This window comes from Nitrosophilus sp., assembly GCF_982775275.1.
Map to the genome: position 1 here is coordinate 1 of NZ_CEXZHP010000211.1, position 2,488 is coordinate 2,488.

3 protein-coding genes are annotated in these 2,488 nt (G+C 31.8%); all 3 read left to right on the forward strand.

Translation table 11 applies throughout. The features are described from left to right. Positions 1-207: 207 nt before the first annotated feature. Genes tatB through queA form a run of 3 tightly spaced genes read left to right on the forward strand, consistent with a single transcriptional unit; the run spans position 208 to position 2,330 of the window. Positions 208-591, forward strand: a complete 384-nt coding sequence (gene tatB, locus AC30RD_RS08315) for a Sec-independent protein translocase protein TatB (RefSeq protein ID WP_489494018.1) — start codon at positions 208-210, stop codon at positions 589-591. Continuing rightward, positions 584-1,315 (forward strand): twin-arginine translocase subunit TatC, encoded by a 732-nt coding sequence (gene tatC, locus AC30RD_RS08320; protein WP_489494020.1) that lies wholly within the window; start codon positions 584-586, stop codon positions 1,313-1,315. The genes tatB and tatC overlap by 8 nt, the downstream gene beginning before the upstream one ends. Further along, entirely contained in the window at positions 1,293-2,330 is a 1,038-nt protein-coding gene (gene queA, locus AC30RD_RS08325) for a tRNA preQ1(34) S-adenosylmethionine ribosyltransferase-isomerase QueA (protein WP_489494021.1), read from the forward strand. Before tatC ends, queA begins: the two co-directional genes overlap by 23 nt. The last annotated feature ends 158 nt before the right edge of the window (positions 2,331-2,488 follow it).

Sequence of the window (2,488 nt, forward strand, 5' to 3'; positions counted from 1 at the left end):
CGATAAGCAGTTATCGTTCTAAACCTTCGGTTTGCCCTCGCTCACTTACCTCCTTCTCCCCTTCTCCCTTTTACCTTCAGTCTTTCACCTAACCACTCAACCACTCAACTACTCAACCATTTTAACCATTTCAACCATCAAAACTTAACCACAATTTAATAACTTTTTATGTAGAATTTATCCCAAATTACCTTTTAAAGGTTTATTATGTTTGGAATGGGTTTTACAGAACTTTTAATGATAGCAATCGTAGCTATCGTCTTTTTAGGGCCTGAAAAATTACCAAAATTTTTAGTTGATGTAGCAAAATTTTTCAAAAGTGTAAAAAGAGCTATTAACGAAGCTAAAACCTCTTTGGACGAAGAGATAAAAATAAGCGAGTTAAAAGAAGAGGCTCTTGAATATAAAAAAAAGCTTGGAACCGTAGGTAAAGAGGTTGAAGAGATTGTTCATATTGGGGATTTGGAAGATGAACTTGAAGAAGTAAAAGAGATCCAAAAAGCGGTCAATAAAAAAGAGGCAAAAAGAGAAGTTGTTAAGTTTAAAAAGAAAAAAATAGATATCGATAAAGAGGAAAAAATAGATGTTTGAAGAGTTAAAACCCCATCTAGCCGAGCTTAGAAAAAGGCTTTTGATATCCATTGCCACGATTTTTGTTATGTTTATTATCTGTTTTGGTTTTTGGGAATATATACTTGATTGGATGATTTTGCCTTTAAAAGAGGCTCTCCCAAAAGGTAGCAACGTAATATTTACAAAAGTGGGGGAAGCTTTTTTTACGGCTTTAAAAGTATCTTTTTTTGCATCAATCATACTCTCTTTACCGGTTATTTTTTGGCAGCTTTGGCTTTTTGTAGCTCCGGGACTTTACGAGCATGAAAAAAAGATGGTTTTGCCTTTTGTAATCTCTGCAACCGTAATGTTTATCTCAGGTGCTCTTTTTGCTTACTATATCGTTTTTCCTTTTGGATTTAGTTATCTTATAAATTTTGGTTCTCAGCTCTTTACGGCTCTTCCAAGTATAGGCGAATATGTAGGATTCTTTACAAAATTGATGTTTGGATTTGGACTATCTTTTGAGTTACCGGTAATTACCTTTTTCTTAGCTATGTTGGGTTTAGTCACCGATGAGAGTTTAAAAGGTTTTTTTAAATATGCTATTATCATAATTTTTGCGGTAGCTGCGCTTTTGACTCCGCCTGATGTTTTAAGCCAACTTTTAATGGCTGGACCTTTGGTTATATTGTATGGAGTATCGATCTTAATCGCAAAAATGGTAAATCCAGCTAAAAATGAAGATGAAAAAGAGACTTGATCCCCTAAAGGTAGATAGTTACGATTACTATCTGCCCCCCTCTTTAATAGCTAAAGAGCCAATAAATCCTCCCGATGAAGCAAAGTTATTGGTTTATGATAGAAAAAAAAACAAAATTACCCATACCATATTTAAAAATATTATCGATTTTATTCCACCCAAAACTCATCTAATATTTAATAATACAAAAGTTATAAAAGCGCGAATTTTTGGTAAAAAAAGTAGTGGAGGAAAAGTTGAGCTTTTATTAAATAGACCCCTTGAAAATAATAAATTTAGCGTTTTTATAAGAGGCAAGGTAAAAGTTGGCTCTGTTTTGAAATTTGAAGAAAATCTTGAAGCAAAGGTTATAAAACTTTGTGAAGATGGCTCAAGAATAGTCCAATTTTTTAAAAATAGAAAAATTTTGGATTTTGAAAACCTCTTACATATTTTGGATAAAATTGGAAAAATCCCTCTTCCTCCCTATATAGATAGAGAAGCCAAAAAAGAAGATGAAAAACATTTTCAACCAATTTTCGCAAAAACCCCGGGAGCCGTTGCGGCACCAACGGCATCTTTACATTTTACTAAAGAGCTTTTGGAAAAGATCAAAAAAAAATTTGATGTCAAATTTATTACATTACATGTAGGGGCTGGAACTTTTAAACCGGTTGAAACGAAACTAATAACCGAGCATATAATGCATAGCGAATATTATGAGATTCCAAAAGAGACTCAAAAACTTATAGATTCAGATGCAAAAATTTTAGCGGTTGGAACAACAGTTACAAGAACAATAGAGTATTACGCAAGATATAAAAAACCTTTTGGAGAGTGTAACCTTTTTTTAAATCCTCTAAACCCGCCTATTAGAGTAAATCACCTCCTCACAAATTTTCATCTTCCAAAATCTACGCTTATTATGCTTGTGGCGGCATTTATCGGTTTAGAAAAAACTCAAAAACTTTATGACATTGCTATAAAGAAAAAATATAGATTTTATAGTTATGGCGATGCGATGCTTATATTATAATTTTTTAATTGAAAAAAGGAGAGAAAATGAAAAAAATAGCTCTTTTGGCTTTTTTTTCTATCTATCTATTTTCTTGTCCAATTATAATCAAAAATTTTACTATTATTTTATATCTATTTGAGGCTTATTTAAAATAATAGTAAAATTTTTGATTATAA